Here is a 26,331-nt window from a genome sequence, read left to right as displayed (position 1 = left end):
CCTGTTCCGGGACCCCCTGTTAAGATCAGCATCGGTGACATTAACGCTGTTTGGATGGCTTCCCTTTGGGTTGGCGCATACTGGACCCCAAGCCGTTCTTCCAAATCACCTAATGCCAGCAAAAATTCCGATTCCGGGAATTGGTCCTGATACTCTGTTTGCTGGAGGATTCGTTTAATGCTGGTGACGAGTCCTTTTTCCGCAAAGTACAAGGAAGGCAGGTAAACTCGTTTCTCTTCGCCAATAATTTTACCTTCCTTTTCAAGCCCGATAATTTCGTTTGAGATAGCCAGAAAATCAATGACGTCACGCTGGTTCTCTTCTAGGAGGGCTTTTACCTGCTCAAGCAGTGCTTCGGCTTGCATGTAGACATGCCCTGTCTGCATACATTCATTTTCTAATGTATAGAGGCAGCCTGCCTTAATTCGGTCAGGATGGCTGCCTGATATGCCAAGCTGGTAACCCAGCTCATCCGCCCGGCCAAAACCAATACCCTCGACATCCTCAACCAGCTGGTAAGGGTTTTTTTGGATAATCTCAAGTGTCTTTTCTTTATAAGTTTGATAAATCCGCATCGACAGCTGCGGGCCGAAACCATACTGGTTTAACGCGACCATCACCTGTTCGAGACCTTGATGTTCCATTAACGTCTCATAAAGCTGCTTTGCTTTATCAGGAGGGAGTTTCGGTATGGTATCAAGGAGGGAGGGCTGATTGAGAATTTTTGAAATCGCATCCTCACCCAAGGTTTCCACAATATTTTCCGCCGTTTTTTTACCGATTCCTTTGAACATTTCGCCGGATAAGTATGCAATAACCCCTTGCTTCGATTGGGGCATGTCCTTGCGAAAATGGTTGACATGAAATTGTGTACCAAAGCGTGGATGCTCTTTAAATTCCCCGTAAAAAATATACGTTTCCTGCTCATGTACTCTAGGAAAATAGCCAGTAACGACGGCTTCTTTGTCATCATACTGATGATTGGTCTCATCTACCCGGATTCGAATCACGGTATAGAGGTTTTGCTCATTGTGAAAAATCGTCACAATTGGCCGGCCTTTAATAAATTTGCCCTGCTCACTGAACAAATCAAGCGATTCCTGCTTTTCAACCATAGCTGCTCCCTCCTTCCTTGTGAAAAATCAATTGGACTACTGGTTCATTTCTAATATTTTCTTGGCATTCCCGGCCAATAGATGGTCCGGCTGGATTTCTATCGCTTTGTCGAACATCTCCAGCGCTTGCTGGCCTTGCTCTTGGAATGCGTAGGAAACGCCCAGGTTATAGTAAGCATCTGAATGGTTTGGATCGAGTTCAACGCATTTCTTAAATTGGCTGATGGCTTCGCTAATCAGTTCCAGGTTTGCCAAGCATAATCCGTACTGGAAGTGTGCCTCGGCATCATTTTCATTCAGTTCGACACTTCTTTGGAAGTAGGGCAGGGCAAATTTGCTCTGGTCAAGATTGACTAATGAAAGCCCCAGCATAAAATAGTTGTCGCTAGTTTCCAGTCCTTTTCTCATCGCCATTTCAAACATGTTCTTGGCTTCTTGGAAACGGTCATTGCTAAAATATAGATTACCTGCGCTGTAATAGGCTGCACCCGCATTTTCGTCAAGTTCAATCGCCTTTTGGAAAAATTTTAGCGCTTTTTCAGCCTCACCGACAACGCTGAGGACGTTGCCAAAATTAATATAGCCGACTGGGTCAGCAGGATTTTCCTGGATAGCCTCATTGAAAACCTTCACAGCCATTTCCCAGTTGCCTTCTTGCATATATTGAACACCTAATTGGTTTTTGTCCATGTTTTTCAACTCCGTTCTACATGGAAGTATACCATATTTTTATTAAAAGTTGAGGTTGTAAAAGGGGGTAGGCAAGTGATTTGAGATATCCGCCCAATTTTGCTAGGTATCCGCCAATTTGAAGAGATTATCCGCCAAAACTGGCCGGTTATCCGCCACCCCTGTAGGATTATCCGCCGAATTCCAGCAGTTATCCGCCAAACCTATTTTCCTGCACCAAAAAACCCCGACTCCAAAACTGGAATCAGGGTCCTTAAACTTAGCCAACATATGTCAAACGTTCGCCACTTTTATAAACTTCATCAATCGTTCCACCGCCAAGACACTCGTCACCGTCATAAAAAACAGCGGCTTGTCCAGGTGTGACAGCACGAATCGGTTCTGCAAAAATAACTTCAACCTTACCGCCATCTAATAGACGAACTTTAACCTTGTGGTCTTCCTGGCGGTAACGGAATTTCGCAGTACAACTAAATTCCACAGGCTTTTCCCGGTCAGAAACCCAGCTAACATCCGTCGCAATAATCGAATCGGAATAGAGCTTTTCATTATGGAAACCTTGGCCAACATATAAAACATTTCGTTTTAAGTCCTTGCCAATGGCAAACCAAGGTTCACCCGATCCGCCAATGCCGAGCCCATGACGCTGACCAATGGTATGATACATCAGGCCTTCATGTTTGCCTTTGACTTCGCCGTCAAACGTTTCCATGTTGCCGGGCTGAGCAGGCAGGTATTGACCTAAAAACTCCTTAAAATTCCGTTCTCCGATAAAACAAATTCCGGTCGAGTCCTTTTTCGCCGCCGTAGCAAGACCCGCTTCCTTCGCAATTTCCCGCACCTTCGCTTTTTCAAGATTTCCAATTGGGAACATCACTTTGCCGATTTGCTCTTGCGACAATTGATTTAGGAAATAGGTTTGATCCTTATTTTCATCAAGGCCTCGCAGCATTTTATATTCACCGTCGCGATATTCAACGCGGGCATAGTGACCTGTCGCGAGATAGTCGGCACCTAAATTCATCGCATGCTCCAAAAAGGCTTTAAACTTAATTTCCTTATTGCACATGACATCGGGATTCGGTGTCCGGCCGGCCCGATATTCAGCAAGGAAATAGGTGAATACCTTGTCCCAATATTGCTTTTCAAAATTAACCGCATAATAAGGGATGCCAATTTGGTTGCAGACACGAATCACATCATTATAATCCTCCGTTGCTGTACAAACACCGTTTTCGTCGGTGTCATCCCAGTTTTTCATAAAAATGCCGATCACATCGTAGCCCTGCTTCTTTAACAACAGTGCCGCAACAGATGAATCAACACCTCCGGACATCCCGACAACAACTCGGGCATCTTTTGGGTCTTTTCTTTCCATCTAAAAATTCACCTCTCTTTATACACAAAATAATCTTGCTTTTATTTTCTAAGACGCGAAACAACCTTTGCTGTTTCCTCCGCCGCTTGTAGGATTTCTTCGGTAGTCGTGGTAAAGCCAAAACTAAAACGGATTGCATTCGACAATCGCTCTGAGCCTTTTCCGAACATCGCCACAAGGACATGCGATGGTTCAATTGATCCGGCCGTACAGGCAGAACCGCTCGAAACCGCAATCCCCGCCAAGTCAAGATTGACCAGCATGGCTTCCACGTTAGTTCCGGGAAAGCTTAAGTTTAATACATGCGGCAAGGAATTTTCAAGCAATCCGTTTACAGTGAACTCAATCCCTGATTCTTGAAGCTTGTTCATCAAAAGCTGCTTATACTCAGCAAACTGTTCTTTCTTTGCAGAACGTTCTTCCATCGCAATCAGAACCGCTTCATGGAACCCGGCAATAGATGCGACATTTTCTGTTCCAGCGCGCCGTTTTCTCTCCTGCTCGCCGCCAAATAAACGTGGTGAAATTTTAACATTTGACTTTACATAAAGAAAACCGATCCCTTTTGGTCCATTTATTTTATGAGCAGAAACCGATAGCAAATCAATATAGCTTTCATCGACATTTATTTTTTCCATCCCATAGGCCTGGACAGCATCTGTATGAAATTTTGCCTGATGATCCTTCACAAGCCGGCCAATTTCTGCAATCGGCTGGATGGTGCCAACCTCGTTGTTTCCATACATGACGGAAACTAATATGGTATCGTCCCTTAAAGCCTCCTGAAGGTCAGTAACGGAAATCCTGCCTGTTTCATCAACTGGCAAATAGGTGACCTCAAAGCCCATTTTTTCAAGCTTCTGGCAAGCATGAAGAACAGCATGATGTTCTACCTGGGTAGTGATAATATGCTTTCCTAAATGCTGATAGCTTTCCGCGACGCCAAATAAGGCCATATTGTCCGCTTCGGTACCGCCGCTTGTAAAAATAATCTCGTTTTCCTTTGCCCCAATGCTCCCCGCGAGTGTTGCCCGCGCCACATCAATATAATGTCGCGCTTCCCTGCCAAAAGCATGGATGCTTGATGGATTTCCGAAAACGGATTTCATCGTCTCATGCATTTTTTCAATCACTTTTGGATGCATCGGAGAGGTTGCGGCATGGTCGAGATAAATTCGTTCCATTATGACACCTCAAATCAACATAATTCTCTATTATTAGCTTCGTCATTAAATATAAAACATATAACCTTCCATTTCGCCATCTTCACTGTGGCTTGCTAAGTCCTCAAGAGTCGTGTTGTCTAATACACCCTTAATTGCATCGCGAATGCGAATCCACAACTCCCGTTTAGCCGGTTCTTCATCTTCAATTCCTTCAACCGGTGTAATCGGGCCCTCAAGCACACGAATTACATCGCCAGCGGTAATTTTAGCAGGTACATCAGTTAATATATAACCCCCGTATGCGCCTCTGATACTTTTCACCAATCCAGCATTTCGTAACGGTGCAATCAATTGCTCCAAATAATGCTCAGATAGGTCATTCGCTTGGGCTATTGTTTTTAAAGAAGTTGGCCCTTCTCCGTAATTTTTTGCTAATTCAATCATAATTGTCAGGCCGTAACGGCCCTTTGTAGATATTTTCATAAAATAACACCTCTATTTTTTAAAAAATCTATATTCAAAAAAATCCGTAGTATTTTGGTAGGCATTAGAATTATAACATATTCTTCTTTAATATGCTTTTCCACGAGGAAATGGTATTGTTAAGATATAGCAAAATATTTATTGGAGAGATTACTATGCAGCAAAAACCGTTGGCATTTCGAATGCGGCCGCGAACAATTGAAGAAGTTGCCGGCCAGCAGCATCTTGTCGGTGAGGGCAAGATCATTGCTAGAATGGTAAAAGCCAAGCAGCTGACTTCAATGATTCTGTATGGTCCTCCCGGGATAGGAAAAACCTCGATAGCGAGCGCCATTGCCGGCAGTACCAAATATGCCTTTCGAACATTAAACGCCGTTACAAATAATAAAAAAGATATGGAAATTGTCGCTGCCGAGGCGAAAATGTCCGGAAAAGTAATCCTGCTGTTGGACGAGGTCCACCGGTTAGATAAGGCCAAACAGGATTTCCTATTGCCCTATTTGGAAAACGGAATGATTGTATTGATCGGGGCAACAACCAGCAACCCTTATCATGCCATTAATCCAGCCATTCGCAGCCGCTGTCAAATTTTTGAACTTAAACCATTAACACCTAATGAAGTTACGCAAACATTAGTTCGGGCATTAGAAGATGAGGAACGGGGTTACGGCAGATTAAAAGTTGATATAACCGAGGATGCGCTTCAGCATTTTGCCCAAGGCTCAGGAGGAGATGTCCGCAGCTCTTTAAATGCCTTGGAATTAGCCATTCTTTCATCAGATCCAGATGAAAATAACGTTATCCATGTCGATGTTCAAACAGCTGAAGAATGCCTGCAGAAGAAAAGCATTGCCGCGGATAAAGACGGGGACGCTCATTACGATGTATTGTCAGGCTTCCAAAAATCAATACGCGGCAGTGACGTAAACGCCGCCCTTCATTATCTTGGCAGATTAATTGAAGCCGGGGACTTAGTAAGCATTAGCCGCCGGTTAATTGTAATTGCCTATGAGGATATCGGACTTGCCAACCCGCAGGCGGGAGCACGGACATTGGCAGCCATTGAAACGGCAGAAAGGCTAGGCTTTCCCGAAGCACGTATTCCACTTGCCAATGCGGTGATTGAATTATGCCTGTCGCCCAAATCCAATTCTGCTATTTTGGCGATTGATGCGGCCCTATCCGATATTCAAAGAGGAATAACCGGCGATGTCCCGGACCATTTAAAAGACGCCCATTACAAAGGGGCGAAAGAGCTTGGCAGAGGCATTGGCTACAAGTATCCGCATGACTATGAGAACGGGTGGGTACCGCAGCAATATCTGCCGGACCGGATCAAGAACAAACAATACTATCTGCCGAAAAAGACAGGGAAATTCGAACAGGCACTTGCATCTGTCTATGAAAAGCTTACACGAAAAAATTAAACATGTATTAAAAAATGACGTGTACCATTCACACGTCATTTTTTTATATAAATAAGATTAGCTGTTTTTAACTGAAAACTCTTCGCCAATCTGCTGTAATCTCAATTCAACGTCTTCTTCCGTTAACTCATGTTCCTTCACATACAAGTTCCTTGGGTGCACTCGGCATTCATGTGTGCATCCCCTAAGGTATTTGTGCTCACTTTCCTCTGAGCAAATAATTTGTTTATTGCATTCTGGGTTTGCACAATTTACATATCGTTCACAAGGTTCACCCGTGAAATAATCTTTTCCGACGATAACATGTTCAACCTGATTAACCGGCACACTGATCCTTCCGTCAAATACATAGCATTGTCCGTCCCACAGCTGTCCTTGCACTTCAGGGTCCTTCCCGTAGGTCACGATACCGCCATGTAGTTGTCCAACATCTTGAAAGCCTTCTTTTACAAGCCAGCCTGAAAACTTCTCGCAGCGAATTCCGCCAGTACAATAGGTCAAGATTTTTTTCCCTTCAAACTGCTGTTTATTTTCCCGAATCCAGTCCGGAAGCTCGCGAAAGGCTGTTATGTCTGGCCGAACAGCTCCTCTAAAGTGACCTAAATCAAATTCATAGTCATTTCGGGCATCAATGACAACGGTCTTTGGATCCTGCATTGCCTCATAGAATTCTTTCGGACTCAAATGTTTACCGGTCGTTTCATTAGGATTGATATCGTCTTCTAAGCGAAGGGTGACAAGCTCCGACCGATGGCGGACATGCATCTTTTTAAAGGCATGTTCATCCTCTTCATCAATTTTAAAAACCATATCAGCAAAACGTTCGTCTTGATGCATGCTTTCCATATACTTTTCAGTCTGCTCGACCGTTCCCGATACCGTACCATTAATCCCTTCGGCAGCCACTAAAATTCGTCCTTTAAGTCCTAGTTCCTTACAGAACTGCAAATGCAGAGCGGCAAATTCCTCCGGATTCTCGATTGGTACATACATATAATATAGTAATACTCTATATGGTTTATTTTCTGTCATTTGTTACTGCCCCTATCTTTGTTAGTAAATTCTCCCTTGCCTGATCCACTTGGTGGCAACCCATTTTTCACCTTCGGATACCGGCACACTGGTGTGTAAGGAAAGTCGATCGACTTGTCCCTTACTATTCCCATAATGAAAGTAAACAGCTGTTCCTTTCTTCGGAACAATCGATACTCCTAACTTTGGGAATACGGTTTCTCCTCCTGAAGCGACATCATTTAAATAGATTAAAAAGGTGCCGATCCGCTGTCCCCCTTTATCTTCTTTAACCTGGTTTGCCGGGAAATAATCGAAGTGGGGTTTATATTCCTCGCCTATTTTATAGTTCAAGACCTGCAGCCCTTCACCATTTTCAATCGGATAGCCAGTTAATTCAGCAATTCTTTTCTCAATTGTGGAGACGTGTCCATTTTCATTGATTGTAAAATACATTCCTTTGCTCGTTCTGCCAGAAGCTGCACGGTTCTCCCCAGTGTTTTTATCAATAATATGAGAAGGCTGTAATCTGTCGCTTGAAAGGCTGATCAGTTTGTCACATTCTTCGTCGCTTAACACATTATCTAAATGCAGAATAAATGGATGCTCCACTCTAGAAAGCACCTTAATTTCCCGGTCCCCTGCATATAGTTTATTGCCCTTATGGCCAATTTCAGGAATTTCATAATAATAAGGGCTTTGCTTATTAGCTGTTACAATCGATTGGTTTCCACCAATACGCAATAAAGTCCTTAATGCAAATGTTTCATCGAATCCCTTACTAATCATCGCATCGACGATTTTCTCCGGGCTTGCACCGCTATTTAATGTCTGTATGATCCAATCTTTAAATTCGCTGGAGATATGCTTGATTTTTTCCACTCTATATTTCTCCTTTTAGAACGAGTACCAAACAATTATCTCTTAACGACAAAAAAAATACCAGCGATGGATATCCTTGTTCCTGCCCGAATTATCCTATTAGGTTATAAATAGCCCGTAAAACCAAGCGGGCTTGCCCCGTGGAGTGATTTAACATACTCATATCTCAATTCATCTTCTTTTGCATCATAATCAACATGTAAATCATGCCCGTCGAAATACCAGACATCACCGTCTTCAACAAAGAAAAGGATCCCATCCAGATCAGTACTGGCTGCTATTTTTAAGGGCTCCTCTTGAGTAAACGCCAAAGAGTACCCCTTCTGAATTGGACTATTTCCATAAACTTGCGTATAAAATCGCAGTTTATCACCCTTCTTAAGGCCAATATCTTCTTTAAACCATTTTAATGCCTGATTGCTGATTTTAATTTCCATAAAAAAGTCCTCCAGATAATTTTTCTACAAAATAGTTTACCCATATCATTTCACTATAATTGGAAAAAAGAAGGCTGTCTCAACAGCTAAGATGAGACAGCCCCATTTCATCTGATTATGCAGCAACATCCCGTTTTTTGAACACAAAGAATGCCAAGAATTGAAAAATAACAAAGTAAATAACTAGAATAAAGATTGAAAAATTCATCGTCATCCCCTCGACCATCGGGGTTCCTTCAAAGTACTGCATTAAATTTGTATTGGCAAATAGAATATATTTTGCCCAGGAAAACTTAAGAGACAGCAGCGCGGTAAATTGTGCTCCAGTAAATAATAAGAAAATAGATAATCCGATGGCAAGTGAACTGTTTCGGAAGACAGAAGAAATCATGAACGCCATCGTCGCAAGCATAATCATATCAATGGAGCTTAAACCATAATAGATTAATAAATGGACCACGATATTTTGCTCAGTAACCGTACCGTTATGGTAGTTTAAATATGGTGCGGCATGCTCGGGCATTCCGAATAACAGTGCGCCAAGGACCGTCGAAAACACAAATAAAATTCCCAGCAAGGTCAGTGCAAACAATAAAACAGTCAGATATTTTGATATTAATATTTTGCTTCGATTGATTGGCCGAATCAACAGCAGTTTAATGGTCCCCCAATTAAATTCACTCGCTACAATTCCGGCGGAAATGATAATCGTAAACAAGCCAGCCAGCGTGATGAGTTCGGATGCTTCTTTGACAAACGACCAAACATTAAATTTTTCCTTTTCCGGAAGATTATGTTTAATTCGATAGTCATTGATGGCGATTTCCTCTTTGAAAAAATCCTTTTCTATTTTGGCCCTGCTCTGTTCCATCTGCTTTTTTAAGGCATCGTTTTCTTCCTGCAACGTTTGCTGCCAATTCTTATCCGGACCAGCATTAGAGCCAGTTTCTTGATATTTAAAAAAGGCACCAACGATGCAGGTTATAACAATCAGCAGCGCAATCATGAAATAGGTGCCGGGACGCCGAAAGATTTTCATCCATTCATTTTTAATTAAATTAAGCATGGGCTTCCTCCGCCTCCTTTTTCGTCACTTCAAGGAAGCGGTCCTCTAAAGTTTTCGCTGTTTCCTTAATGGCAAAAATTTTGATTTCTTCTTGGACGAGGATTTTAACCAGATGAGGGATTTCTTTTTTTGAAAGACTGACAGATATTCCGTTTCGTGACAGATTTGCCTCTGCATCCGGGAAGTAAGCGTGTACGATTGATAGTGCAGTTTCGCTCGGAATTACTTCTAATTCATGGACCGTTTCATTGCCTTGAATGAATTCCTTCACCTGCTGGACATCAATCAATTGCCCATTTTGTATAATGCCGATTCGGTCACACATCATTTCCATTTCGGACAAGAGGTGACTGGAAACAATAACAGCCATATTTTTTTCACGGGCAAGCAGGCGGACATAGTCGCGGATTTCCCTAATGCCAGCAGGGTCAAGACCGTTTGTCGGTTCATCAAGAATCAATACCTCGGGGTCATGTAGTAGACATTGTGCAAGCCCTAATCTCTGCCGCATCCCAAGTGAATAGGTTTTTACTTTATCGTGAATTCTGTCAGACAGCCCTACCAGTTCGACTACTTCAGCAATTTTTTCCTTCGTTATTCCCTTGGCCATTCTCGCATAATGTATCAGGTTTTGATAACCTGTTAAAAACTTGTACATTTCCGGATTTTCCACAATGGCCCCAACATGACGAACGGCGTCTTCAAATTGTGTTTTAATGCTTGAACCGCCAATAATGATGTCCCCTGAAGTAATTCCCATTAAGCCGACAATCATCCTAATAGTCGTCGTTTTCCCAGCACCATTCGGACCCAAAAAACCAAAAACCTCGCCTTTATATACCTGAAAGCTGATATCGTCAATAATCGTTCTGCCTTTAATCACTTTCGTTACATTTTTTAATTCTACGATTGATTCCAAAAATTTTCTCCCCTCTCTTCGAGTGCCTTTACATTTTAACCCATCAGTTAAAATTTTCCTACTAATTCACTAATGATCTTAACTTAATTTTAGGAGGGAATTAAGCGGCTGAAGATGGAAAGAAACTAGGGCTGGAGACTGAGAATGATTAAAAGATCGAAAAAAACGGAAGGACAACAATAGCTAGACAAAGGAAAAAAACGGCTATCGCCCCCAATCTTTGTTTATCCTTCCACAAGGTGATGCCAAAGCCAAGGGAATAAAAGATAATAACAAACAACACAACGATTGATAGGATTCTCACGTTATTTCTCCACCTTTAAGTTTTTCTTTTGCCTTTTACCGAAATCTATTATTTCAACTTCGGGGTATACGGATATTTCTGCTTTTAAATATGATTTCGTCCAATTGAATTTTTCAAATTCCTGATTTGTTCCAAAATATTTCCGAGCGTAAAAGGACAACGGATATGGGGCACCTTTTAATTCCTTTTGTGTTTTTTTCAAAAACTTCTCAAATTCCGTTTTAAAATGGCTGGCGATTTGCTTTTTTAAGACTTCTTGATTTTTCCTTTTAGCAAAGTCAATCCTCGAGGGATTTGACATGATTTCAAATTTTAAGGGTATGGTGATAAAAATCTTTGGACGAGACCCCTTTAGGTCCATTTTGATTTTATTGTTTTCTTTTTTTATCACTCTAACGGCAAATGATTTTCGTTTGCCTGGAAAGGGATTAGGTATATCAAGAAAAAAATCACTCATGTTTGTTGTATCATCAAGAATATTGACCATACTTGTTTCCTGACCAGTTAACTTTCCAATCATTACTCCGTTTCTAAACACTGCCGAACCGATAAATTGAGTATCATCGAACTCCCCGGATGCATTCAGCTGCCCGGCAAAATATTCATCTTCCCCTTTAAATTTAGGATGCTTTTCCCTAACAGCTGATGTGTTCATCGCTAAAAAAAGGTCGGTTCCTCTATCTGTTGTCTTAAAAAAGCGAAAAAGATTAGAATCAGGAATCAGACCGTTTTCTATACCATGGTCAATCATGTATTGAAAGTACTTATGCGGCCTGGTCTCCATTTTTGGTTTATTTTTCAAAAAATACTTAGCGGCCTTTTCTTTTGAAACTGCCAAATAGGCGTTCATGCGAATTTCTTTATCAAAGACTACGTCATTAAGGATATTATAAAATTTTGGATCCTTCGCAAATTCCTCGGAAACCACAATAATCTTTAATAAATCATAACTTATAATTCGCGAGACAACCGAATTTGCCGTCACTTTTGCGGCAATGATATCGTTGGCATCAAAGGAAACAATCTCTCTGGGCTTTTCCGTTGAACCGCCGCCGCCTTGCTGACTCCCTACTTCCGGGTTAGCAAGCAACATGGTCACTTTGATTTTCCCTTTATGGTGAGAACGGTCAATGCCAAGTCCAATCACATAGGATTTATCCTCCATTTCCTCACGATCCCAGCAGCCTGTTAAGGAAAAAACAATCACGGCTATCAACAAAAATTTACATACTTTTTTTGTTTTTTGCATGTTTAAATTCTCCTTTTAACAAGGCAGTCAGCCATAATAGCAGGGCAATGGCAGAAAACACGGGACCGGATATCACCCCAATCAACGGTTTTATTTCCAGCGCCACCTCAATTGGATTGTTTGGCATATTACCAATCAATAAATAAAGGGTTGCAAGCAGTGGAATCAAGTATTCAAAGTCCTTGATTTTGAAAATATGACCGAACATCAGGGCAATTATATACAAAAAAGCAGCGAAGCGGATAAAGACTCCCATAATCCAGATGACAAAAAAGAAGATTTCGATATTGGGAATATAACTTCCCAGTGAAATATAGCGAATCGTCGTATGAAATGGATAACCCATTTCCCCTAAAGATTGATCCATTAAACAAATGAAAAATAGTGTTGAAACACTTGTTTGAATACTGACACTAAAATAAGCAATCCAAGTGCCTTTTCGAAATTCATTATTTGTCTTTAAGTAAGGAACGAGCATGGTAAGCATAAAAAATTCAGCAAACATCGAAATTCTTTGCGAGCTATGCTCTAAAATAGCGAGTTTTCCCGCCCCCCAAATTGGCAGCATGGCTTGAATATTACTATCTTGAGTACTTAATAATAACGCAACAATGAAAGAGAGAATAACATAAAAAATAATCAAATAAGAAACCGAACCGATATGCTGAATTCCTTTCTTCGCTCCGTAAGCACAAATCGTTATTAAAATGGCATAAAGGACCAACAAGGGTGTCGTATTAAAATAAAATGCCCGTATGATATTGGTATAATCTCGAGAATCAAATGAAATGGCAAATGAACTGAGGACAAAAACAACAAGGCAAACAAAAAAACCGAAATAGCGGCCAAGTAATTTTTGAATCACGTAAAACAAGTTTTCCCCCTGAAATAAAGACATTGTTTTAATCAACAAAAAGAGCGGGATGAAGAAGAATACAGCCGATAAAAGTGGAATCATCCACGCTGCATTTTGGACCATATGATATAAACCGGCTGGTGTTTCTTCAGTCGCTTTTAAACCGACCATCAGTATCGCAATTGATACATATTCTCGAATACCAAGTTTTCCTGGCTTCTGATTCATTTTAATCTTAATCCTTTCCTTGTTTAACCATATCTTTCGGCTTTAGATAACCCGGGCGTAACCTATGCCTCATAGGTACTGGCCGGATAATCAAATCTTTTCCCGAGGAGAAATGCGGGGTCATCGGTGCAAAGTAAGGAACACCGAATGACTTTATTGAAACTAAATAAAAGAGACCCAAAACCATTAATGCCCCCATACCATAAATCCCCATAAAACCTGCAGCAAAAATAAACAAAAAGCGGCTTAAACGAATCGCAAAATTCATACTGGTATCGCTGATAATAAAGGAACTTAACCCGCTTAAGGCGATAACGATGATGACAATTGGACTGATGATGTTGGCTTGAACGGCTGCCTGGCCCAAAATCAAAGCACCGACAATCCCAATCGTTGGCCCAATCGGAGAGGGCACGCGCAGCCCCGCTTCCCGAATCAGTTCAAAGGCCAGTTCCATCATAAGAATTTCAATGATGGAAGGGAAAGGGACTCGTTCTCTTGTACCCGCCATGGCCATCAACAAATCGGGCGGAATCATCCCGACATGATAGTTTGTTATCGCAATATAAAAGGCCGAGGAAAAAATTGAGATAAAAAATGCCATAAATCGCAAAAGCCGAATGAAATTACCATACGGTGTCCGCAGGTAATGGTCTTCCGGTGAATGGAACAGGGCCCAAAAAGTTGCGGGAAGAACAAGGCAGTTAGGCGAGTTGGACATTAACAAAACAATGTGTCCTTCTTCTATAAAAGATACTGCCCGGTCTGGGCGTTCCGTGTTTAAAATGGTCGGAAACAACGATCTTGGCCGTTCCTCAAGGTACTGCTCCAATATGCTTAAATCGATAATACTGTCAGTATTCAAAGATTCAAGCTTATCCTTTATCGTCTTCAGCAATTCATCATTCACTAGGTCTTGTTCATAAACAATCAAAACGTCATTTCTGGAGCGCTTTGAAACAACAAGCGCCTCAAAAATAAGGTTTTCGTTTTTAACTTTTTTCCGGATTAACGCAATATTATCGACCAACTTTTCATTAAAGGCCTCTTTTGCTCCTCTGACGATGACTTCATTATCGGATTTTTCGATACTGCGCCCTTGAACTTCCGTTGTTCCAAATAAATAGCATTGATCATCACCATCGATAAATAACGCGGTAAAACCACTGGTGACGATTTCAGTAATATCCCCTATTTGGGTGCTTATCCGCTCAATTGGGGCGGTAACAATATCTTGAATCTCTCTTATCGGCTGATTGCTTTCAATTAGAGGTCCGAAAATATTCTTTCGAATTTGTTCTAAGTCGACCATGGTACAGATATACAGAACAAATGCACGGCGATTAAGAGCACGGATGTTGAACTCGTGAATCTTGACATCGAAGTTTCTTGGTATGGAAAAAATGGACTTAAAAGTTTCTAAATTTTGTTCATAATGACTGCTTATATCCTGTTCTTTTAAATGAATTCTTTGTTGGTTTGATTGTTCGTAAAATTGAGGTTCCGTTTTAAACAAATTGCGAAGCGGCTTTAAAAAGCTTTTTTTCATCATAAACCACCCCACCCAATTTTTTTATAGCTTTCCAATTTTAGGGGTATTTATGATTTTTCAGCAAAAAAAAGCCCTAAGCATTTTTTGCTTAGAGCCTGGTAAACTATTTCTCATCTGCTACGCGCATAATTTTGATATCTTTTAGTAATTGGCTAACCACATAGCTTGCCATAATTAACCCGCATGCAGATGGCACGAATGCATTAGAAGATGGCGGCATTTTCGCCTTCCGAATCTCGGCTTTTTCATTTCCAACAACTTTTCTAACATCTTCACGAATAACAATCGGGCTTTCATCGGAGAAGACAACCGGAATGCCTTTGTGAATTCGTTCTTTACGCAATTTTGTTCTAATTACCTTAGCAATTGGGTCTGTATGCGTCTTTGAAATATCCGCAATTTTGAAGCGGGTGGGATCCATTTTGTTAGCGGCACCCATACTTGATATAATTGGGATATTTCGCTTTAAACATTCCTTCATCAGATGGATTTTATACATGATCGTATCTGAAGCATCAACAACAAAATCTAACTTGTGGCTGAAGATTTCTTCATATGTTTCCTCTGTATAAAACATCTTTAGGGAAATAACTTCACAATCGGGATTAATATCCTTAATCCGCTCATCCATAATTTCAACCTTTGGTCTGCCTACAGTAGATAGCAATGCAATTAATTGGCGATTAACGTTAGTAATGTCAACATCGTCTTTATCTATCAACACTAGCCGGCCGACTCCAGAACGGGCAAGCGCCTCCGCGGCAAAAGAACCGACACCGCCAATCCCTAACACGGCAACCGTGCTGTTTTTCATTATATCAAGGCCTTCTTTACCAATTGCAAGCTCATTACGAGAAAATTGATGCAGCATAGTGTTCACTCCAGAAATTAAATTCGATTTATTTTATTATGTTTTCACCTTAAAAAATATATCATACTTTCCTAAAAACAGAAGCACCTAGAAGGATTTTTTTATCTTTTGGATAATATCTTGATAATCCTCATAGGTGTCGGCATCTAAAATGGTCCCTTCATCGGCTATGGGAATTTGGAAATGTTGATCGGCAAACTTAAATATCGCTTTTGCCCCCTGATCTCCGGTTATTTCACCAACATATGGAAACAGCTGTGAAGATATATAAACCGGATGTCCTGGAACACTGTTGTAGGTTGGCTGAAGAATGTACTTTGATTGATTTACGTTCGTTTTCAGGATTGTCTGGATTATTTGTTGTATTGTTGACTTCTTAAGTAAAGGCTGATCGCCCAAAAAGACAATTAGACCGCAGGTTTCAACATTGCATCGCTGAACAGCAGTTTTTATTGAACTGCTTAAACCTTGATTAAAATGGATGTTGCTTACCCATTTAAAGCGCTGATCAGAAATATGTATGGCATCTTTAATTTTATTTTCATTATGGCCGATTATTGCCATCACATTTTCAAATGGAAAGGCTAAAACATTCCTTAGCACCAACTCAAGCATAGGAATCCCTTGGATAGGCAGCAAAGGTTTAAAATCTCCCATCCTTGAGGAGTTGCCTGCCGCTAACACTACTGCTGTAATGGGAATCAAAGGGACCATATTTAATCCCCCATCTGCTCATTCATTGCTAATTTCATGGCATATTGGTAAACCGTTTGAAACGGTACCTTGTGCTCCCTTGCTGCTCTTGCAACATCCTCATATTCCGGAGCTTGGTGGAGGATTTTATTCCTCTTGCAGGCCTGCTTTACCTTAATATGCCCATAGGGAGTTTCAACCTCAATAAATCTTCTGTCAAGAATATTGCGGCTCCACATGCTTCTTCGGACCCCCAGGGTAGTAGTCTCTTCCAATAAAATTTGTTCACAGCGGTCTGCCAGGTTTAAGGAAACCAAAACGGTTACAAGGGTGCCTGGCCGATTTTTCTTCATGTAAACAGGGGTATAAAAAACATCAAGAGCTCCTTCAGCCAGCAGACGTTCCATCGCAAACCCAAGACCCTCACCAGTCATATCATCAAGCTGGGCTTCCAATATATAGATTGATTCCCGTTCTTGATTTGGGTCTTGCTTAATAGGGGAGATGAATAATGCCCTTAGAACATTCGGGTGGTCAAAATCCGTTTCACCTGCCCCATACCCAATCTTGTCCACCACGTGTCCGCCAATAGGTATGAATTTTTTCACGAGTGACCGTAATATCGCTGCCCCAGTTGGTGTGGTCAATTCCCTTTGGACGTTTAGTTCTGCAAGCGGAATCCCTTTTAGCAGCTCAAGCGTGACTGGAGACGGTATTGGATAAAGCCCGTGAGCTGTCATTTTGTGGCCAAAACCTGCTGGAACGGGTGATGCGAATATTTCTTCGATTTTGAGGCTTTCAAGCGCTAGGCAGAAGCCAATGATTTCGATTATAGAAGCTATTTCAAAATAAACCTCATTGGAGTCAATACCATTTAGCTTTCCTTTGGCATTTGCGAATTCATGAAATATTGCCAAACTGCGTTCCTTAGTTTTAACTGGGAGCTCATTTTCTGCAATTATTTTAGATATCTCATGCGTACTCTGATGTTGATTTTTTTCCGATTGGTAAAAGATGCTTATTTTCTTTGCAGCAATGCCCTGATTCGTAATGTTATGTACTTCGATTCCAAACGGCTCTATTGGTAACTTTCTCAATTGATCAACTATGTAAGAGATGTCGGCTCCTAAATCGATTAGTGCGGCCAAAGCCCTGTCCCCGGCAATGCCAAAAGTACAATCAAGAAAGAGCGTCTTCATGGCTGATCCCTCCTATCTTATTTTTCCATGTGGTCGAGTTCATAAAATCCCTCTATGCTACCCGCTGCGCGTTTTCCATATGTTCGGGCTCATATAACCCCTTTTTGCGACCGGGTAGTCGAAATTCCCATTGGATTGATCGATTACATATAGCAATATACCATTTTTTAAAATAAAAACCTTCTGCCATCACTGACAGAAGGTGTGTTTGCGAAAAAAACGAAGAGTCCCAATAGTGCCGTCGCTTTTGATCCTTCGTTTTGATCCCGCACTCAGCAGGGGGGTGTCCTATTCCTGTTATTGTAAGTCCCCTTACTCGCAATGGAGTGGGGCATTTACGCATTCAGAAAACTCCGGACTCCCAAATAAACAATGTTCGGTCAAAACTTCAGGTAACACAACGTACATTTCAGGACTCTTCTTGATTGACTTAATCATAGCATATTTTCAAAGCACCTTCAAGGTGACCATGTGAGCTAATGCCTGCTATTTATTAATTTTTAGTGACAAATTTAGTTCCTGTAATTGGGCCTCGGAAACCTCGCTTGGTGCTGCCATTAACAAGTCGCTTGCGCTCGCTGTCTTAGGGAAGGCAATCGTATCGCGAAGGTTGGTGCTGCCAGCTAACAGCATAACCAATCTGTCGAGCCCAAGAGCGATTCCCCCATGCGGTGGTGTACCGTATTCAAAAGCATTCAGCAGGAAGCCAAATTGTTCTTTGGCCTGTTCAGGCGTAAAACCAAGAACACTGAACATTTTCTCCTGAATATCCCGTTCAAATATTCTTAACGACCCGCCGCCTAACTCATAGCCGTTTAGCACAAGGTCATAGGCTTGGGCGCGGACCTTGGAAGGATCAGTATCTAAGTACTCCAGATCTTCTCTGACAGGCATCGTGAACGGATGATGGGCAGCATAATAACGGCCATCTTCTTCTGAGAATTCAAGCAGCGGCCAGTCTGTCACCCATAAGAAATTGAAACGGCTTTGGTCGATTAGCTCTAATTCCTTGCCAAGCTTTAACCGTAAAGCTCCCAGCGCGTCAGCTACTACACTCTTTTTATCAGCAACAAACAACAGCAGGTCGCCTTCAGAAGCCTCCAGTGTAGCTTTCAGGGCTGCAGCATCTTCTTCAGAGAAGAACTTTGCAATCGGCCCTTTTAGTCCATCTGCTTCTGCTTTTAGCCAAGCCAGACCTTTCGCACCATAAACAGCCACAAATTCAGTCAGCGCATCGATATCTTTTCGGGAGTATCGAGCCGCTGCGCCTTTTACATTAATCGCCTTCACTTGTCCGCCGCTAGAAACGGCAGAAGCAAATACCTTAAAGCCAGACTCCTTTACAATTTCAGAAACATCGACTAGCTCCAATCCAAAGCGGGTATCAGGCTTATCTGAACCGTAACGGCTCATCGCCTCGTCATAGCCCATACGCGGGAATGGCGCTGCCACCTCTACACCTTTTACTTCCTTCATCAGTTTGGACATCATTTTTTCCATCAAGGCCATAATGTCCTCTTGACTTAAAAAGCTTGTTTCAATATCGACTTGTGTGAATTCCGGCTGGCGGTCTGCACGCAGGTCTTCGTCGCGGAAGCAGCGGGCAATTTGATAGTAGCGTTCTACGCCGCCAACCATCAATAATTGCTTAAACAGCTGCGGTGATTGCGGCAGTGCGTAGAATTCACCAGGATGCACGCGGCTTGGAACTAAATAGTCACGGGCTCCTTCTGGTGTACTTTTGGTCAAAATCGGTGTTTCAATATCCAAAAAACCTTCCTCATCAAGGAAGTTCCTGATTTCTTTTGTCACTTGGTGACGCATCTTTAATGTTTCAAAAATGACCGGACGGCGGAAGTCCAAATAACGGTATTTCAGGCGGACATCCTCCGAAGCGTCAGTCCTGTCAGAAATGGTAAATGGAGGTGTTTTTGCCTCGTTAATGATCGTTACCTGTTCTGCTTGAACTTCAATTTTACCTGTTTTAAGATTCTCATTAATGGTTCCAGGTTCGCGGGCAATGACTGCGCCGACTATATCAAGAACATATTCATTACGGATTTTTTCCGCTGTCTCTAAAGCTTCTTTTGAAACATCCGGATTGAAAACAATCTGAACAATGCCGGATCTGTCGCGCAAATCGATAAAAATTAATCCGCCAAGGTCGCGTCTTCTTTGAACCCAGCCCTTTAACGTTACTTTTTCCCCAACTGCGGTCTCTGGAACTTCACCGCAAAAATACGATCTCCCAAACATACTAAAAATCCTCCTTTATCCTTTTAAACCTTGAAAATAGTTGACGAGGGAATCCAATTCAACCTCTACCTGTTCACCTGTCTCCATATTTTTTACATTAATTTTATTGTTTTGTAATTCATCATCGCCAAGTACTGCTACATAACGAGCTTGTAAACGGTCAGCAGCCTTGAATTGGGCTTTAATTTTTCGATATAAATAATCCCGCTCTGCGGAAAAACCAGCCAAACGAAGCTGCTGCAGGAGGCCGACTGTATAATCCTTTGCTTCCTCTCCAAGTGCGGCAAGGTAGCAGTCAATCCCTTGATTGATTTCCATTTCAATGCCTTCGGCTTTAAGAGCGGCAATAAAACGCTCAATACTTAAAGCAAAACCGATGCCCGGCGTTTCCGGACCGCCGATTTCCTCGACCAACCCGTTATAGCGGCCGCCCCCGCAGAGTGTCGTAATGGCACCAAAGCCCTCGGCATTACTCATAATTTCAAAGGCGGTGTGGTTGTAATAATCCAGACCACGGACAAGGTTTGGATCTACCTCAAATTCAATATCAAGTTGGGTTAAATACTGCTGGACTTTTCCAAAATAAGCTTTGGATTCTTCATTAAGATAATCAATGATGGACGGAGCCGTCTTCATTAGCTCATGGTCGCGGTCCTGCTTGCAATCCAAAATTCGAAGCGGATTTTTTTCCAAACGGTTTTGACAGTCCGAACAAAACTCACCGATTCTTGGTTTGAAATGATTGATTAACGCCTCACGGTGCGTATTTCGGCTCTCCTTGTCACCAAGGCTGTTAATAATCAGCTTCAGCTTTGATAAGCCCATTTCTTTATATAGATTCATCGCAAGTGAAATAACTTCTGCATCAATCGCCGGATCGTTGCTGCCTAATGCTTCAACCCCAAATTGGACAAATTGGCGGAAACGGCCAGATTGGGGACGTTCATAGCGGAACATTGGCCCCATATAATAAAGCTTGACTGGCTGGCCGGGAAGACCGAACATTTTTTTCTCCACAAATGCCCGCACCGTAGATGCCGTTCCTTCCGGTCTTAGGGTAATGCTGCGGCCGCCACGATCTTCAAAAGTATACATCTCCTTTTGAACGATATCGGTCGTGTCACCGACACCTCTGGAAAAAAGATCCGTATGTTCAAAAATAGGGGTTCGGATTTCCTGGTATTGATACTTTTCACAAAGTTCTCTAGCCTTTTTCTCAATCCTTTGCCACAGCTCCACTTCGCCAGGCAATATATCTTGCGTTCCTCTTGGTATATTAATCGACATAGTCGAAGACCTCCTTTGTAATGATTTTTTATGTATGGATGTTTTTAGACAAAATAAAAAACTCCCATCCCTTGTATAAAAACAAGGGACGGAAGTTTATTCCGCGGTGCCACCCTAGTTGAAGCGCGCTGAAGTTTAGCGGCTTCCTCTCAAACAGTTAACGCCTGTCACGTTCTTCTCCTAATAGAGGAATACCCTTTTTCAGAGAGAAACCTCCGGAGTGTTCATTCGTTAAGATTCATGCAAAAATGCTTTCAGCCCAGGGCATTTTCTCTCTTTTCATGGATTGTCTTAACTACTATGCTCCATCATTGGTTTTATGCAAATAATATTTAGATTATTTAATAATAATACGGAGCAACAGCAACTTTTGTCAAGCAAGTTTTAAGATCGCTCCAAACGTTTTTTTAGCTTTCTAACATCCCTCATTGTTAATCCAAATTCAGATGCAAGCTCATAGGAACCAGAATGCTGTTCTTTTTCAATAAAATCATGGAAATCCATACCGAACAGCCGGCCATTCATCGATTGAATGTTCATTCCCTTGTCACTTGACCGCATCGCAAATCCCCCCTGTTAAACTTCCTTTTGTGTTTATTCTTTCCATCTCGGGAGAAAAAATTTCATCACTTTTTATTTTTTAATAAAGCTTGTCCAAAAATGACCATTTAAGGAATGATTTTCAGTATATTTTACGTTAAAATAAAATGGTAAAGGAGGAAGATATGCACAAAAAGTTTAGTCTGCTATTATTATCTATCATTCTTTTTTTGGGGGCCTTCCTGCCTGAAGGAAAAAGCAGCGCCGCAAGCGGCAGCGTATCGATTGCCGTGGATTCGCTTAATGTTCGCACCGGACCCGGTTTAAGCTATCCATTATTGAAGCAAGTGAACCGCGGCGAAACATTTCCAATCGTAAAAGAACAAGGAGAATGGATACAAATTCAAGTTTCCTTTGCCAAAACAGGCTGGGTAGTCAATTGGCTCGTAACAAAGGATAATGAACAAACAGCCAAGGCCGTCTCCTCTTCCGGTCAATCTGCTGCAACTGCCAATTCCAGTCAATTAAGAATCCGAACCGGCCCAGGGACAAGCTTCCGCGTCATTGGTTCTTTAACTGAAGGTCAAGCAGTTAAGGTAATTGACCAAAATGAAAATTGGTACAAAATCTCCTCAATGTTCGGGGAGGGCTGGGTTGCGAAGGAATTTATTGATTTAAAAACAGCGGGTCAGCAGGAAAATGGGTCAACTACTAATGCGGGTAGTAAAACAAGTACACGTGCCGGTGCCGATACGGGCAATGTAATTGGCGACACGTTAAATGTAAGGCAGTCACCAGATGCAGCAAGTCCGGTTATCGGGAAACTGACAAAAGGGACAAGTGTGGCGATTTTATCCCAGCAAAATAAATGGGTACAGGTTAGCTATTTAAATGTGAAGGGCTGGGTCAGCGCTGAATTTATTAACCTTGATTCGGAGGACTCAAAAGATACAGTGAAAAGCAAGCAAACAACCGGAATGTCCGGTTTTGTTACCGCCGATAGTTTAAGTGTTCGCTCCGAGGCTACTTTAAATTCCTCAGTGATTGGAACTGTAACAAGAGGACAGCGCTTTACCATCGTTGAAGAGAACAATAACTGGGCAAAAATAGACTTAAAATCCGGCAGCTTCGGCTGGGTATCCGGGTTTTATCTGGATAAGAGCGGTACAAAGACCTCTTCGGATGCTGGACAAACTGTAAAGGAAAGTGCCATCACCATTCTGCAAAATGGAACTAACATCCGTAAATCGCCTAGCGTACAATCAGATGTAGTGGTACGGGCAAATGAAGGAGAAACTTTTTCTGTCAACAGCGTGCAGAATGATTGGTATGAAATTAAACTGAAAGATGGAAGTACTGCTTATGTAGCCGGCTGGGTCGTCTCGTCTAACGGCTCTGCACCGCAGATTGAGAAAGCAGGAGCAGAAGGCTATTTGAAAAATAAAACGATTGTCCTTGACCCAGGTCACGGCGGCGGCGACAATGGAACAACGGGAGCGAACGGGACATTAGAAAAGGATTTGACACTTCGGACTGCCCGTCTTTTATATGATAAATTGAAGGCAGCCGGAGCAAATGTCTATCTTACAAGAAACAATGATTCCTTTATTTCCTTGCAGTCTCGGGTTGGAATGGCCCATTCATATAATGCGGATGCGTTCGTCAGTCTCCATTATGACAGTGACTTAGATCGAAGTGTGCGCGGAATGACAGGCTATTATTATCACGTCTATCAAAGAAATCTGGCTGACACCCTATACAACGCTGCGGTAGGACAAGCTAAACTGAGAAATCGCGGAGTTCGCATTGGCGATTATCATGTCATTCGGGAAAATAATCAAAAAGCTGTACTTATGGAGTTAGGTTATTTAAGCAACCCGGAAGAAGAAATGACTTTGAACTCCAGCACTTACCAAGAAAATGCCGCATCAGGCTTATACGAGGGACTTGCAAGATATTTCAAGGCAAATTAAAAGAGACTGACCAGGTCAGTCTCTTTTTAACGCATTAAAGCAGTTATTTACTTTCGACAATTAATGTTACCGGGCCATCGTTAGTTAACTGCACATCCATCATAGCCCCGAATTGACCGGTTTCGACATGGACTCCTTTTTCACGTAATAAGCGATTGAAGGTTTCATAAATTTCCACCGCATATTCGGGTCTCGCCGCTTTGATGAAGCTTGGCCGTCTTCCGTTGCTGCAATCCCCGTAAAGGGTAAATTGCGAAACGGACAAAATCTCCCCGCCAACATCCAGCAAGGACATGTTCATTTTTTCGTTCGCATCCTCAAAAATTCTTAAATTGACGATTTTATCTGCAAGATAAGCAGCATCCTCTATCTTATCGTCATGGGTGACTCCAACCAGCAGGACAAGACCTTTCTCAATCTGCCCAATCACCTCGCCACCCACCGTTACTTTGGCCGCCTTGCTACGTTGAACTACTATTCGCATCACAAAAACTCCTTTAATTCATCATCCGGCGAACCGAGTAAATATCGGAAATCTGTTTAATTCGCTCAACGACCTTTTGTAAATGAGCAACATTATGAATTGCAATGGACATGTTAATCATCGCCATCTTATTGCGGTCCGTTTTACCGGATACGGCGGAGATATTTGTTTTCGTCTCGTTCACAGCCTGCAGAACCTCATTTAACAGCCCTCTCCGGTCATAGCCGCTGATTTCGATATCAACATTGTATTCTTTCCGGTCATTTAAGGCCGATTCCCATTCTACCTGAATAAGTCTCGACTGGGCATCACCGGTGTCAATATTCGTACAATCCGAACGGTGAACGGAAACGCCGCGCCCTTTCGTAATATAGCCGACAATTTCGTCCCCTGGAACAGGATTACAGCACCTGGACAGGCGGATTAGCAGATTATCAATACCTTGGACACGGACTCCGGATTCGCGCTTTTTAGACTGCGGGAACGCCTTTAAATCAGTAATCGCATTGGCAAGGCTTGCTGACTGCTCCTGATCTCGTTTTTTGCGCCATTTTTCCGTTAAGCGGTTGGCCACCTGAAGGGCAGTTACCCCATTATAGCCGACAGCCGCATACATATCCTCTTCATTGGTAAAATTAAATTTTTCGGCTACTTTTTTAAGATTGTCTGGTGTTAAAATTTCTTTAATATCAAACTCCAAATTCCGGATTTCCTTTTCAACCAGCTCTTTACCCTTGACGACATTTTCATCGCGGCGCTGCTTCTTAAAGAAAGCGCGAATCTTATTTTTCGCCTGAGATGTTTGCGCCAGCTTTAACCAGTCCTGACTCGGTCCATAGGAATGCTTGGAGGTTAGAATTTCAATGATGTCGCCCGTTTTCAGCCTGTAATCAAGCGTAACCATTTTGCCGTTCACTTTGGCTCCAATCGTCTTATTGCCGATTTCTGAGTGGATCCGGTAAGCGAAGTCAATCGGAACAGAACCGGACGGCAATTCAATTACATCGCCCTTCGGTGTAAAAACGAACACCATATCCGAGAAGAGATCAATTTTTAATGATTCCATAAACTCTTCAGCATTAGCTGTATCGTTCTGGAACTCAAGAATTTCTCTAAACCAGGTTAGCTTTTGTTCAAAGGAAGAACTATCGCTGAGGGATTTTCCCTCTTTATAGGCCCAGTGGGCGGCAACCCCGAACTCGGCGATGCGGTGCATTTCAGACGTACGAATCTGCACCTCAAGCGGATCGCCTTTTGGACCGATAACCGTGGTATGAAGGGACTGATACATATTCGGCTTTGGCATCGCAATATAATCCTTGAAACGCCCCGGCATCGGCTTCCAGCATGTATGAATAATCCCTAAAACGGCGTAGCAATCCTTTATGCTATTGACGACAATACGAACAGCGAGCAAATCATAAATTTCACTGAATTGCTTATTCTGCAAGGCCATTTTCCGATAAATACTGTAGATATGCTTGGGACGTCCAGAAAGATCCGCTTTAATGGAGACATCAGAAAGGCGCGCCTTCACTTCGTCAATAACATCGTCAAGATATTGCTCCCGCTCCGCCCGCTTCTTCTTCATTAAGTTAACGATCCGGTAATATTGCTGCGGATTTAAATATCGTAATGCAGTATCCTCAAGCTCCCACTTAATTGTTGAAATACCAAGACGATGGGCTAAAGGGGCAAATATTTCAAGTGTCTCATTGGCAATCCGACGCTGCTTTTCCAACGGAAGATGCTTTAACGTCCGCATATTATGCAAACGGTCGGCAAGCTTAATAAGGATAACCCTGATGTCCTGTGCCATGGCCACGAACATTTTCCGATGGTTCTCCGCCTGCTGTTCCTCATGAGATTTATATTTAATTTTCCCCAGTTTCGTAACCCCATCGACAAGCATAGCCACTTCGGCATTAAAAGTATATTCAATATCCTTCAAGGAAACATTCGTATCCTCAACGACGTCGTGAAGAAAACCTGCCGCCACCGTTGATGGATCCATTTCCAAATCAGCCAAAATGCCGGCGACCTGAATTGGATGGATAATATATGGCTCACCTGATTTACGATATTGATCACGATGAGCATGCTTAGCAAAATCATATGCCTTCTTGACTAATTCCACATGCTCTTCGTTTAAATATTTTCTTGTCTTGTCGATGACTTGGTCGGATGTTAACACTTGATCATTCGCCATGAAATCACCTTTTTTATTTTCCATCTCGTTTTATGAGCCAATCAGCATTCTTTTTA

Annotated in this window: 24 protein-coding genes, 1 other RNA gene and 1 other annotated feature; of the genes, 2 read left to right on the top strand and 23 right to left on the bottom strand. The window is 42.2% G+C overall.

From position 1 onward, the window contains the following. The 5 genes from KHB02_RS14635 to cymR all read right to left on the bottom strand — a co-directional run. On the bottom strand, window positions 1-1,115 hold a 1,115-nt coding region (locus tag KHB02_RS14635; RefSeq protein WP_241113867.1), incomplete at its 3' end, for an ATP-dependent RecD-like DNA helicase. A 36-nt stretch (window positions 1,116-1,151) separates the two neighbouring features. Then, window positions 1,152-1,805: a tetratricopeptide repeat protein gene (locus tag KHB02_RS14630; RefSeq protein WP_213144760.1), complete on the bottom strand. Its 654-nt coding sequence runs from the start codon at window positions 1,803-1,805 to the stop codon at window positions 1,152-1,154. A 259-nt stretch (window positions 1,806-2,064) separates the two neighbouring features. Further along, entirely contained in the window at window positions 2,065-3,183 is a 1,119-nt protein-coding gene (gene mnmA / locus KHB02_RS14625; protein WP_213144759.1) for a tRNA 2-thiouridine(34) synthase MnmA, read from the bottom strand. Between the two features lie 41 nt (window positions 3,184-3,224). Then, window positions 3,225-4,367, bottom strand: coding sequence for a cysteine desulfurase family protein (locus tag KHB02_RS14620; RefSeq protein WP_213144758.1), 1,143 nt, complete (start codon window positions 4,365-4,367; stop codon window positions 3,225-3,227). 45 nt (window positions 4,368-4,412) lie between these two features. Next, a complete protein-coding gene (cymR, locus tag KHB02_RS14615) occupies window positions 4,413-4,832 on the bottom strand; it encodes a cysteine metabolism transcriptional regulator CymR (protein WP_213144757.1) in 420 nt (139 codons plus the stop codon). A 155-nt stretch (window positions 4,833-4,987) separates the two neighbouring features. On the opposite strand from cymR, the gene KHB02_RS14610 reads away from it, so the two are divergent. Further along, window positions 4,988-6,259, top strand: coding sequence for a replication-associated recombination protein A (locus KHB02_RS14610; RefSeq protein WP_213144756.1), 1,272 nt, complete (start codon window positions 4,988-4,990; stop codon window positions 6,257-6,259). 57 nt (window positions 6,260-6,316) lie between these two features. Here KHB02_RS14610 and trhO read toward each other — a convergent pair whose 3' ends face one another. The 16 genes from trhO to KHB02_RS14530 form a co-directional block, all read right to left on the bottom strand. Beyond that, window positions 6,317-7,291: an oxygen-dependent tRNA uridine(34) hydroxylase TrhO gene (trhO, locus tag KHB02_RS14605; RefSeq protein WP_213144755.1), complete on the bottom strand. Its 975-nt coding sequence runs from the start codon at window positions 7,289-7,291 to the stop codon at window positions 6,317-6,319. 21 nt (window positions 7,292-7,312) lie between these two features. Then, on the bottom strand, window positions 7,313-8,152 hold the full coding sequence (locus KHB02_RS14600) for a 2OG-Fe(II) oxygenase (RefSeq protein ID WP_213144754.1): 840 nt from the start codon (window positions 8,150-8,152) through the stop codon (window positions 7,313-7,315). A 104-nt stretch (window positions 8,153-8,256) separates the two neighbouring features. Next, a complete protein-coding gene (locus KHB02_RS14595) occupies window positions 8,257-8,589 on the bottom strand; it encodes a HesB/YadR/YfhF family protein (protein ID WP_213144753.1) in 333 nt (110 codons plus the stop codon). Window positions 8,590-8,704: 115 nt separating this feature from the next. Further along, window positions 8,705-9,655, bottom strand: a complete 951-nt coding sequence (locus tag KHB02_RS14590) for an ABC transporter permease subunit (RefSeq protein WP_213144752.1) — start codon at window positions 9,653-9,655, stop codon at window positions 8,705-8,707. Then, complete coding sequence (locus KHB02_RS14585; protein ID WP_213144751.1) at window positions 9,648-10,574, bottom strand: ABC transporter ATP-binding protein; 927 nt, start codon at window positions 10,572-10,574, stop codon at window positions 9,648-9,650. Before KHB02_RS14585 ends, KHB02_RS14590 begins: the two co-directional genes overlap by 8 nt. Before the next feature lie 148 nt (window positions 10,575-10,722). Further along, a complete protein-coding gene (locus tag KHB02_RS14580) occupies window positions 10,723-10,878 on the bottom strand; it encodes a hypothetical protein (protein WP_241113866.1) in 156 nt (51 codons plus the stop codon). A gap of 1 nt (window position 10,879) precedes the next feature. Beyond that, the gene (locus KHB02_RS14575; protein WP_213144750.1) at window positions 10,880-12,127 is read right to left on the bottom strand and encodes a Ger(x)C family spore germination protein; all 1,248 of its coding nucleotides are present in this window, start codon (window positions 12,125-12,127) and stop codon (window positions 10,880-10,882) included. Further along, window positions 12,102-13,211 (bottom strand): GerAB/ArcD/ProY family transporter, encoded by a 1,110-nt coding sequence (locus KHB02_RS14570; protein WP_213144749.1) that lies wholly within the window; start codon window positions 13,209-13,211, stop codon window positions 12,102-12,104. Before KHB02_RS14570 ends, KHB02_RS14575 begins: the two co-directional genes overlap by 26 nt. 7 nt (window positions 13,212-13,218) lie before the next feature. Further along, window positions 13,219-14,763, bottom strand: coding sequence for a spore germination protein (locus tag KHB02_RS14565; protein ID WP_241113865.1), 1,545 nt, complete (start codon window positions 14,761-14,763; stop codon window positions 13,219-13,221). Window positions 14,764-14,866: 103 nt separating this feature from the next. After that, window positions 14,867-15,634 (bottom strand): tRNA threonylcarbamoyladenosine dehydratase, encoded by a 768-nt coding sequence (locus KHB02_RS14560; RefSeq protein ID WP_213144748.1) that lies wholly within the window; start codon window positions 15,632-15,634, stop codon window positions 14,867-14,869. Window positions 15,635-15,721: 87 nt separating this feature from the next. Next, a complete protein-coding gene (locus KHB02_RS14555; protein ID WP_213144747.1) occupies window positions 15,722-16,348 on the bottom strand; it encodes a nucleotidyltransferase family protein in 627 nt (208 codons plus the stop codon). A gap of 2 nt (window positions 16,349-16,350) precedes the next feature. After that, the gene (gene larC, locus KHB02_RS14550) at window positions 16,351-17,526 is read right to left on the bottom strand and encodes a nickel pincer cofactor biosynthesis protein LarC (protein WP_213144746.1); all 1,176 of its coding nucleotides are present in this window, start codon (window positions 17,524-17,526) and stop codon (window positions 16,351-16,353) included. 222 nt (window positions 17,527-17,748) lie between these two features. After that, window positions 17,749-17,945: non-coding RNA, 6S RNA (gene ssrS, locus KHB02_RS14545), on the bottom strand. Window positions 17,946-18,012: 67 nt separating this feature from the next. Beyond that, on the bottom strand, window positions 18,013-19,782 hold the full coding sequence (gene aspS, locus KHB02_RS14540) for an aspartate--tRNA ligase (RefSeq protein ID WP_213144745.1): 1,770 nt from the start codon (window positions 19,780-19,782) through the stop codon (window positions 18,013-18,015). A 15-nt stretch (window positions 19,783-19,797) separates the two neighbouring features. After that, window positions 19,798-21,069, bottom strand: a complete 1,272-nt coding sequence (hisS, locus tag KHB02_RS14535; RefSeq protein WP_213144744.1) for a histidine--tRNA ligase — start codon at window positions 21,067-21,069, stop codon at window positions 19,798-19,800. A gap of 81 nt (window positions 21,070-21,150) precedes the next feature. Continuing rightward, window positions 21,151-21,390, bottom strand: a binding site (T-box leader). A gap of 63 nt (window positions 21,391-21,453) precedes the next feature. After that, the gene (locus KHB02_RS14530; protein ID WP_213120054.1) at window positions 21,454-21,630 is read right to left on the bottom strand and encodes a hypothetical protein; all 177 of its coding nucleotides are present in this window, start codon (window positions 21,628-21,630) and stop codon (window positions 21,454-21,456) included. A gap of 164 nt (window positions 21,631-21,794) precedes the next feature. Here KHB02_RS14530 and KHB02_RS14525 point away from each other — a divergent pair, with 164 nt between their 5' ends. Continuing rightward, complete coding sequence (locus KHB02_RS14525) at window positions 21,795-23,582, top strand: N-acetylmuramoyl-L-alanine amidase family protein (RefSeq protein WP_213144743.1); 1,788 nt, start codon at window positions 21,795-21,797, stop codon at window positions 23,580-23,582. 43 nt (window positions 23,583-23,625) lie between these two features. Here the strand turns inward: KHB02_RS14525 and dtd are convergent, their stop codons facing one another. Together dtd and KHB02_RS14515 are read right to left on the bottom strand one after the other, a co-directional pair. After that, window positions 23,626-24,066 (bottom strand): D-aminoacyl-tRNA deacylase, encoded by a 441-nt coding sequence (gene dtd, locus KHB02_RS14520; RefSeq protein WP_213120052.1) that lies wholly within the window; start codon window positions 24,064-24,066, stop codon window positions 23,626-23,628. 13 nt (window positions 24,067-24,079) lie between these two features. Beyond that, the gene (locus KHB02_RS14515) at window positions 24,080-26,275 is read right to left on the bottom strand and encodes a RelA/SpoT family protein (RefSeq protein WP_213144742.1); all 2,196 of its coding nucleotides are present in this window, start codon (window positions 26,273-26,275) and stop codon (window positions 24,080-24,082) included. Between the last annotated feature and the right edge of the window lie 56 nt (window positions 26,276-26,331).

Origin of the sequence: Neobacillus citreus (assembly GCF_018343545.2) — a bacterium.
GTDB lineage: Bacteria > Bacillota > Bacilli > Bacillales > Cytobacillaceae > Neobacillus > Neobacillus citreus.
This window is presented reverse-complemented; position numbering and strand designations above follow the sequence as displayed.

Bases quoted from the DNA above. Each gene is read 5' to 3' on its own strand.
- KHB02_RS14630 (WP_213144760.1), bottom strand. From the start codon at position 1,805: ATGGACAAAAACCAATTAGGTGTTCAATATATGCAAGAAGGCAACTGG.
- mnmA (WP_213144759.1), bottom strand. From the start codon at position 3,183: ATGGAAAGAAAAGACCCAAAAGATGCCCGAGTTGTTGTCGGGATGTCC.
- KHB02_RS14620 (WP_213144758.1), bottom strand. From the start codon at position 4,367: ATGGAACGAATTTATCTCGACCATGCCGCAACCTCTCCGATGCATCCA.
- cymR (WP_213144757.1), bottom strand. From the start codon at position 4,832: ATGAAAATATCTACAAAGGGCCGTTACGGCCTGACAATTATGATTGAA.
- KHB02_RS14610 (WP_213144756.1), top strand. From the start codon at position 4,988: ATGCAGCAAAAACCGTTGGCATTTCGAATGCGGCCGCGAACAATTGAA.
- trhO (WP_213144755.1), bottom strand. From the start codon at position 7,291: ATGACAGAAAATAAACCATATAGAGTATTACTATATTATATGTATGTA.
- KHB02_RS14595 (WP_213144753.1), bottom strand. From the start codon at position 8,589: ATGGAAATTAAAATCAGCAATCAGGCATTAAAATGGTTTAAAGAAGAT.
- KHB02_RS14590 (WP_213144752.1), bottom strand. From the start codon at position 9,655: ATGCTTAATTTAATTAAAAATGAATGGATGAAAATCTTTCGGCGTCCC.
- KHB02_RS14575 (WP_213144750.1), bottom strand. From the start codon at position 12,127: ATGCAAAAAACAAAAAAAGTATGTAAATTTTTGTTGATAGCCGTGATT.
- KHB02_RS14570 (WP_213144749.1), bottom strand. From the start codon at position 13,211: ATGAATCAGAAGCCAGGAAAACTTGGTATTCGAGAATATGTATCAATT.
- KHB02_RS14565 (WP_241113865.1), bottom strand. From the start codon at position 14,763: ATGATGAAAAAAAGCTTTTTAAAGCCGCTTCGCAATTTGTTTAAAACG.
- KHB02_RS14560 (WP_213144748.1), bottom strand. From the start codon at position 15,634: ATGCTGCATCAATTTTCTCGTAATGAGCTTGCAATTGGTAAAGAAGGC.
- KHB02_RS14555 (WP_213144747.1), bottom strand. From the start codon at position 16,348: ATGGTCCCTTTGATTCCCATTACAGCAGTAGTGTTAGCGGCAGGCAAC.
- larC (WP_213144746.1), bottom strand. From the start codon at position 17,526: ATGAAGACGCTCTTTCTTGATTGTACTTTTGGCATTGCCGGGGACAGG.
- aspS (WP_213144745.1), bottom strand. From the start codon at position 19,782: ATGTTTGGGAGATCGTATTTTTGCGGTGAAGTTCCAGAGACCGCAGTT.
- hisS (WP_213144744.1), bottom strand. From the start codon at position 21,069: ATGTCGATTAATATACCAAGAGGAACGCAAGATATATTGCCTGGCGAA.
- KHB02_RS14530 (WP_213120054.1), bottom strand. From the start codon at position 21,630: ATGCGGTCAAGTGACAAGGGAATGAACATTCAATCGATGAATGGCCGG.
- KHB02_RS14525 (WP_213144743.1), top strand. From the start codon at position 21,795: ATGCACAAAAAGTTTAGTCTGCTATTATTATCTATCATTCTTTTTTTG.
- dtd (WP_213120052.1), bottom strand. From the start codon at position 24,066: ATGCGAATAGTAGTTCAACGTAGCAAGGCGGCCAAAGTAACGGTGGGT.
- KHB02_RS14515 (WP_213144742.1), bottom strand. From the start codon at position 26,275: ATGGCGAATGATCAAGTGTTAACATCCGACCAAGTCATCGACAAGACA.